We start from the raw sequence: 8,781 nt of genomic DNA on the forward strand, positions 1-8,781 counted from the left end.
CCCAGGATGATGGGGAATGCAGCAATACCAAAACTAATTGATCACTTCCTCCGTCGTTTGATTGCAAGACAAAGTACAGGGTACGGCATGTTTAACATCACAAGCAAAACCAAAAAGAGAATTGCAAAGATCGGCCACGGGGCGGTGACACTTGTGTCGTCTTTCTCAATCGTGGTGAGCAGTTTTACGCAGGTTTATGCTGAAGCCCTGCTCATTGGCGATGCGTCCGCTCCGGGGACGGGTTTTATAACGTCTTCCGGCAATGGCACACCGGTGATTAACATTGCCCCGCCGCAAAGCGGCGTTTCGGTCAACACATACGATGATTTCAACGTCGATGACAAAGGTTTGATCCTGAATAATTCTGGTGTTGATGGCGTCAGTGTGATCGGAGCAGGCGTGACGGCGAACCAAAGGTTTGTTTCTGAGGCCGCGAATTCAGGCGGTATTGTCACGACAGCCAAAACGATTGTGAATGAAGTTACATCTGCTTCGCGCTCGCAAATTAATGGCCAGGTCGAAGTGTTCGGCGATAAAGCCGCCGTGATCATTGCCAACCCGAATGGTATCACCTGTAATGGCTGTGATTTCATCAACACATCCAGTTCAATCCTGACCACGGGCAAACCTACCATAAATGGATCTCAGGTGGGTCTTGGGGTTTCCAAGGGTACGATCACAATTGGTCCTGATGGCTTTAAAGCCGGTGAGCAGGGTGGTGTTTTTGGCCGACATGTCAACATAAATGGGGCTGTTTCGACCAATGAGCAGAACCCGGAAAACACCCTGGTGATTTCTGGAGGTGTACAACGGGCAGGCAGTTTGAATTTTGATAAGCTGTCAGACACCGACATTGTCGCGGGGGTTTGGACTGATGCAAAGACATCTCCGTTCGCCGTAGATGCCAGTGAAGCTGGAACACTGACCTCAGGCGAGGTTCGCGTTGTGAACGTGGACGCAGAAAAGCTGGGCGTGAACCTTTATGGTGAGATCAATGCGCAATCTGTCGAGGCGCATTCTACGGGGCACCTGTTTTACCGCGATATTACTGTCACGGAAGGGGTCACTCTTTATGGTGGGGACATCCGCCAATATGGAGATCTCACGGCTGGTGGTGATGTCATCATCAATGGCGATAGCTTCACGCTTTATGACGGCCGTACTTTGGTTACGGGCCAAGGTGAAGGCGTTGATGGGAACGTCGCAATTACGGTCAAAGATTTTGCTGTCATTGCGGGTGAAATCTCCGGATCCACAATCACGCTCAAAGCGCTTGAGCGGGCTGAAGGGTCAGACGCTCCGGTGAGTTCGATCACAAACAACGGTTTCTTGCTGGCTGATGGTGACTTTGTTGCCGTTGCAGGCGTCTTCAAGCAGGAACGCAAAATCGCGACAGAGTATGACATTTATACTGACCCGGTGCTTAAAAGCTATCTGCAAACCTATTATGCGCAACTGGCAGCAGGTGGCGAGCAGGCGGATATTGCCGCAACTTTGATCGCGCGCGCAGGTGCCCATGAAATCATCGCCGAATATATCGATGATGGGGCGACAACCAGCGGCACGAATGTGAGTATCGAAGCGACGGATGGCGATATTTTAAACAAAGGCGGCGTGATTGCCGCCACCAATAATGTTGTTCTCAAAGCAAGCGAAAACGTAATCAATGAGTTTCTGGCACTGCGCAGCCGCCTAACAGCCGCTGAGGGGTGTGCCGGGCAAAACTGTGGCTACAAAACTGACTTCCACGCGGCCGAGATTCTGGCAGGCAATGATCTTACGATTACGGCCATCAACGGGAATATTGAAAACCGCGGCAGCAATATGGCTGCTGCAAATAACATCAGCCTGACCGCTGGTAATGATATCATCAACTCGTTGAAAAGATCGAACTACTCGACGCAGCAAAATGTTGCAGTCAACATTCGATATAATGTTCCGATCCAGTCTTGCCACACAGGCGGGAAACACGATCATGTGACAACCTGTACGACCATCGGCTACCAGACACTTCAAGATTGGCAGTTGCACGGTACTGAGGACAACATCCTTGCTCCGGGTCGGATCGTATCACTGTATGGCAATGTGACTGTCGATGCTGACCGCGATTTTGTCTCACAGGGGTCGGAAATTTCCGCAGGCCGCGACATTGATATTGATGCGGATGGTCAGGCGCTTTTCTTCAGTTACACTGATGATGAGCGGAACTTTGTCCGTTATGACAAGACAATAAATACGAATTGTAACGCAAAATGGGGAGGATGCACGCAGACAACCGTCCAGCAAACAGATAACACTTATAATCTGGCTGTTCAAAACACAGATTTAATTGCTGAAACCATTGATGTTGATGCGAAGGAAGATGTCGTCATCATCGGATCACGCTTTCTGGCGTCGGAAGATCTGGACCTGACATCGGCCACCGGGAATGTTCTGGTCGGCAACACTGATTACATTTCCTCCAATGATATCGCGGAAAATCAGATCATCCCTGTCGGTACCGTTGATGTTCCCTCCACGGTCAAAACGCAGCGCGGTGATGTGATCACGTTCACCAAGCTGGAAGACGCGGCCGATATTGAGGATTTCCAAGGGCAGTTCGTCAATGAAACGGCTGATTACGCGACCTTCCTAGAAGAAGACAACCTGCTGACCGCAGTGGAAGCCCTGCGCCGTGCTGAAAGTGGCGCTGATATCAAAGATGCGGCGCGCTCTGTTGGGGTGCAATCCTTTGTGTCGCTTATCGACAGTGGGGCACTTGCCGATCTGACGACTGAGGCCAACGAGGCCTACACTACTTTGCAGACAACGCTTGAGACAGGTTTGGGGTCCTTGTGGGATGAAATCTCGGGTTACAATGTCCAGGTTAAAACGCAGACTGAGGCTCTAGAGGCTTTGGTTGCGGACACTGTTGTAGGTAACGCGGCCCAACAAGCAGCTATAGATGCCGCACTTGTGGTTGTGGCAGGAGATTATGCCGCAGCAAAGGCAAGCCACGAGCAAGCCTATCAAAACCGTCTTGCTGCTATTCGCGCCAGTTATGATCATTTGCTGACACATCAGGTGCTTAGGCATAGGCAGCAATGGTTTGGGGGGAAACAGCCTGGTTATCGTACAGTTGCGTACTGGGCCACAGTTCCCAATGCTCACTATGTGAATTTGAAAAATGCGGCTAATCAAGTAGCATTGAACAACCGGACTGCAGCTCTGCAAACAGCTGCAACACAAAACGCTTTAGACGTTGCTGCGGCTACGGCATTGTACTCAGACGAAGCATTGCGAAACCAGATTGCCGCGCTGCAGGCGGCTTTTGCAACACAAACTGCCGAATATGCGGCGCAGATAGAGACAGTTCACACCACCTTTGAAACGCAACTTGTTGACGCCACAAATGTCGTACAAAACTTGCGTGACCAAGAGGCGCTGGAGGCAGAGCTGGGCAGCTCATTTGTGGCAAAAGGTACAGTCAACGCTGGCGCCCCAAGCTTGGCAGCCGCGCTGACTGCAGACGCATTCAAAGCCAATGAGTGGTATAAGGGCACGCCGAAGCTTCCCGAGATTCAAGCGACCTATGATGCGCGTGTGGCTGCGAATGAGCAAGCATATCAGCAACTCACTGCTTATATCCGTGCCTGGCATGCGCCGCATCTGGCGGCGGCGGTCCAAGGTGGCTTGGTTGCAATTCACACTCAATTTGCAAACTCGCAGACCAGCCAGCTCAATGATGCTGCTCAAGCCAGAGCAAACACACTGCAGTCCGCTGTCGAACAGAAAAATGCAGCTGAGGCAGTTGCCAAGTCGCTGGCCGTCAATTCGGATGGAATATTAGAGTTTACTGCGTTTACAGAGGAGGGAACCTCCAAGGCCCTGATCTCAGATGACAAGGCGACGCAAGATAAATTCTTGGACGCCACAGCCTGGCGCTATGCCACGGCCACGGGGCGAAAATCCAGATCGCCCTTCAATCGCCTGACAGCGCAGGAAGACCTGACCATTTGGGCCAAAAACAACGCTTTGGTCGCGGCTTCGGATATTGATGCAAAAGATCAGGTCACAGTTACAGGTCTGGGGGGGATCACTGCAGGGGATGCCGCCATTCGTGGCACAGATATTGATCTTACCAGTGGGGGTAATTTTACTGCTGGCGATCTTCTGATCAACAGCTCAGGTGATACCAGCATCACCTCGTTTGGTGCGACGAAGATTTCCACGATTGCGCGCAATTATACCATTGGGACGCCTGCAGCGAACAACATCCTTGGCACCTTGTCAGCGAAGAACTGGGAGCTGCGCAATGGCCAAAATGTGACCTCACACGAGCTGTCACGCATTAACACAGGCGGGGATCTGAAAATCACTTCGCTGGGCAACCTGTCCCTTGACGGTGTTCAGACGACGGCCGGCGGTAATGTGTCCCTCACGACCAACCAAAATCTGAACCTGACTGCACCGGTGTCAACGATTACCTTCAAAGAAGGCGATGTGAACAATGGAACTGATACAGTTCAGATCATCTCGACCCCGACGTACATCAACAGCGGTGGCGACTTTGAGGCCTACGCAGGGAACAATGCTGTGCTGCTTGGCGCGGTTATCAACGCAGATGGTGCGCTGGACCTGGGAGCCAAAAACAACGTCCAACTGGGTGCACGCCAGAATGTGTATCGCTATGATTACCGCTATTACAAAAGTAGCTTGCTGAGCACCAAAAGCTCGCGCATCTCGCAAACCCATGTCACCAACATTGGCACCACACTGACCGCCAAGGGTGACGTTAAGGTCGAAGCTGAAACCGGCAACCTGACAACGGCAGGCACCCGATTCACCAGTACCGAGGGCAGCGTCAATCTTTCGGCCACGCAGGGCAACATCTATGCTGGCACCTACACGGACACCCACGATGAGCAGTATATCAACAGCTCCTCCAGCTGGGGTGGCCTGATCAATTCCAGCAGCAACACGCTGATCAACTACACCACTCAGACTGGCACTGCGGCCCTGGCCGCGCTGAACCTCAGCCTTCAATCGGGTGGGAACACCACCCTGATCGGCACACAGCTGTCAGCAGGGCAGGATCTCAACATCAACGTTGGCGGTGATCTGCGGATTGAAGCGGCAATCAGCAGCATCCGCAAGGAGCATTTTGAGAGCAAATCTGGCGCCGTTCTGGCCACCACTCTGACAGAAAACTCAGAGAAAGAAACCGCCGCCTACACCAGCTTTGACGCAGGTGGTAATCTCACTGTGACAGTTGGCGGCGACACCCATGTCACGCTCTATCGGTATGAGGGCGAAGACACCCCCGAATTGACCGAGATTTACCCAGAAGAAATCGCCGCCCTGCAGGCCCTGATCCTGCACGATCAGGTGTTGCTGGATGAGTATTTCTTCGACGAAACCAAAGCCCTCTCCCCGGCCTTCATCGCCATCGCAACCATCGCGGTCACCGCAGGCTATGGAGCACTTCTGACCGGACCATTGGCATCGGCAGCGACCTCTGCGGGTCTGGTGTCGGGTGGGTCATTGACGGCTGCGGGCAATGCCGTGGTTGCGGCTGCGGCGTCGGCCACAATCAATATTGCCAATGGCACGGTGTCTGGCGATCTGGATATGGGCAAAATCCTCAAGGATGCGGTCGTCGCGAGTGGCACCTCTTACCTGACCGCCTCGCTCAACCTGCAGGCCTCAGGCAATGTTGAGGGGGCGGCCAATAGCAAAAGTCTGGCTGAAAAACTCTTCTCCAACTCAGATGAATTCGGCAAGATCGGCTCATTCAATGGCATCCTGCCTAATGGTTTTGGTTCCTTCCTCGGCGAAGGCTCTCAATTGAACCTAGGCAGTGTCCTTGACGGTGCATTGGATGCCGGGATCTCCAACGGCATCAACTCCGTGGCCTATGGTACCGACTTTGGTAAAGGGTTTACCTCGTCATTGGTCAGAACTGTTGTTTCGTTGGGGCTGGCAGATGCACAGAACGGTATCGGAGGTATTTTCGAAAAAGGTGCTAATGGGGGAGAAGGTTCTATTGGGCATATCTTACTTCACGGAACAGCTGGATGTGCCGCTGCTGAGTTGCAAGGGGCGAGCTGTGGAGCCGGTGCGGCTGGTGGTATCGCGCAAGGCCTTTACGCTGGCTATTTGAATGGTAAAATAGGCAATGTCGAAACGGCACAGTTGCTCGGCGCTCTCGCTGGCTATGTCTTCTCTGGTGGCGATGCTGAGAATGTTAGTGTTGCATCTGCTGTGGCGAATTCTGCCTATCAGAATAACTATCTCAAACATACTGAGTGGACTGAGTACCTAGAAAAAATGGCGGGATGTTCGGCGCTTTCGGGGAGTGGTCGCAATGCCTGTATTTCGAGAACGCAGACAGAATATAATGCGCTCTCCAGAGATAACACGGCGGAGTATCTTGCCGGCTGCACAGGCGACTCTGCGGCTTGCGCTAAGGGCCTACTTGACCTTGTGAAGAATAACCTTCCGATTGACCTACAAGACCGAATCGTCGCCCTAGGTCCGGAAAACTTCCACAAAGATTGGCCTGCAGACCCTAATTTGGCGTCTGCGAAGGTTCTGCAAGCCCTGCTTGGGCCCGACGCTCATCTTATCGCGTCTCCCGATTTGATCGAGTCCTACGCTAGCTATTCCGCAGCGTCATGTGCGAGCGCAGGAAGCCGGGACTGCCTTAACGCCTTTCAGCAGACCGCGCCTTATCAATGGAATAAATTCTGGGTCTCAGCTAACGAGATAGGAATGATCCTTGCACCGGTTGGCGCAGCCTCTGCGGTACGAGCCTGCCTTGCTGGCGGAAACGTTTCGGCTTGTGGCGTTGCTGGAATTGAAGTTGTTGGCGGCAAGATAGTTGAAGGAGCTACGGTTCTGGTTTCGAAAGGCACTGGGCTCGTCACAGGCGTTCTGCGTAAGACGGATGAGGGCTTCGATGTTGTTGACAATACCGGGCAGGTAGTTAGTGTTGCTACAAATAGACCAGTCACTAATATTGACAACGTAAACTGGCAGCATGTTGATGGGGTTATCGCTGAGACAAATGCTGGAATAGGTAATTTAACTAGTAGCTTCAATCTGAATTCTGATGAAGCTTTAGAAACGGGTCTTAAATGGCTTGGAGATGGGTATCGTGAGATAGCACCAGGAGTGTTTAGAAATGCTGATAACTCACGCCAGTTCAGAATTGATAGCAATTCGCTCGCGGGCAATCACGCGCCAAATGTTCCCCATCTACATTTAGAGACGGTTGCTCCAAATGGGCGAACAATTACCGCAAACAACCACATCCCATTGGCGGAGTGAGATAGGTGGAAACTTTACTTAAGGGCACTGTTGAGGATTCAGGAACTCAGGACAATATTCAAATCGGCTGGGTAGCTGAATTGATCTTTGACCGCGAAGATACAGGTGGCTACTATCTCGTATTTTCAAACCCACAAAATGAAGATGAAGGGTTCGATAATTGGTTTTTAACTAAGCAAGATGCGTTATTAAATCTAGACGATTGGCAAATGAATATCATATGGGCATTGTCAAGTTAACCGCTTGCGCCGTGTTCGGGGCAGGGATAGCGTATCGGTATGACCAGTAGATGCCCATTTAAATATTTCAAATCCAGTCGTGATGTCATCCGTTTCGCCGTGAAGTTGCGGATCCATTATGGGCTCTCGCTTCGGCAATGAGAGGATATGCTGGCCGAGCGCGGCATTGATGTCAGCGAGCCGTAGGGTAGATGATATTTGCCCACCGCTTTTGGGTGCCATGGAACTTCACGTCATTCGCTCACCCTGATGGCCGTCCCTTAGCCTTGCATCACCACTCCGTCCGCGCGCCCCTCCTTTGCGTACCAAACCCGCGTACAACCTGTACACAATTTCCAGCGGCGGGCTTTTATGAAACGGGTTAGATTTTGCTGGTCTCGCTCATAGGTAGGGTTGACCTCCTTTCCTCCATGAAATATCAGGTGAATCTGTTGAGCGGGCGTTGTGTAGTGGTAAGACCTTAGCCTTCCAAGCTAATGACGCGGGTTCGATTCCCGCCGCCCGCTCCAGAAATTCATTTCCGACAACTTACCTGCAAAAGAAAAACTTAACCTTTGTTAATGCATTGATAATATGCGGTTTATGTGATTTTGAACGTTTGTCTTCCAAGCTAATGACGCGGGTTCGATTCCCGCCGCCCGCTCCAGAAATCTTCCTTTGACTTCATGGGCTAATCAATCCGCAAGCGGTTTGCTGCTACGAACCTTTATTGTCTATACAAAAGTGCGATTGCGGGGCTACATTGGTCGGGCAGGAGGGTAGCGATGAAAACGGCGTTTCGTGATATCAGGGATGAGCTGCGGCGACGTATCATTGAAAACGAATGGCCACCCGGTGCTTTGATTCCAAATGAAATGGAGCTTTGTGCTGAGTTCAGCTGCGCGCGGGCCACGGTTAATCGGGCCATGCGCGAATTGGCCGAAGAAGGGCTGGTTGTGCGCCGTCGCAAGGCGGGCACGCGCGTGCGGGACGTACCGCGCAAGCAGGCCACGTTTGAGGTTCCGGTGGTGCGCAAAGAAATTGAGGCACGTGGCGAGCGATACAGGTTTGCATTGATCAACCGCACTACATGTCCCGCCCCTGCTTGGCTCTGTGCCCGGTTGGGACTGCCGGCGGAGGCGGCCGTTTTGCATTTGACGTGCCTGCATTCTGCGGATGACCATCCCTATCAGTATGAGGATCGCTGGATCAATCTTGCCGCCCTACCACAGGCTGAGCAWGCCGCTTATAC

The 8,781-nt window shown here is 52.2% G+C and carries 3 protein-coding genes and 1 tRNA gene; all 4 read left to right on the forward strand.

Going from position 1 to position 8,781, the window contains the following annotated elements:
- Positions 1-87: 87 nt before the first annotated feature.
- Entirely contained in the window at positions 88-7,311 is a 7,224-nt protein-coding gene (locus tag D9A02_RS07715; RefSeq protein ID WP_162932998.1) for a filamentous hemagglutinin N-terminal domain-containing protein, read from the forward strand.
- A 5-nt stretch (positions 7,312-7,316) separates the two neighbouring features.
- Positions 7,317-7,550 carry a hypothetical protein gene (locus D9A02_RS07720; RefSeq protein WP_120500393.1) on the forward strand — a complete coding sequence of 78 codons (234 nt, stop codon included), beginning with the start codon at positions 7,317-7,319 and terminating at the stop codon, positions 7,548-7,550.
- Between the two features lie 435 nt (positions 7,551-7,985).
- Positions 7,986-8,059: transfer RNA gene (locus tag D9A02_RS07725), tRNA-Gly, on the forward strand.
- A 255-nt stretch (positions 8,060-8,314) separates the two neighbouring features.
- Positions 8,315-8,781: GntR family transcriptional regulator (locus tag D9A02_RS07730; protein ID WP_120500394.1), on the forward strand; the 467-nt coding region annotated here is incomplete at its 3' end.

The organism is Roseovarius sp. EL26 (assembly GCF_900327775.1).
Taxonomy (GTDB): Bacteria; Pseudomonadota; Alphaproteobacteria; order Rhodobacterales; family Rhodobacteraceae; genus Roseovarius.

Coding starts and splice junctions, on each gene's coding strand:
- D9A02_RS07715 (WP_162932998.1), top strand. CDS start 88: ATGTTTAACATCACAAGCAAAACCAAAAAGAGAATTGCAAAGATCGGC.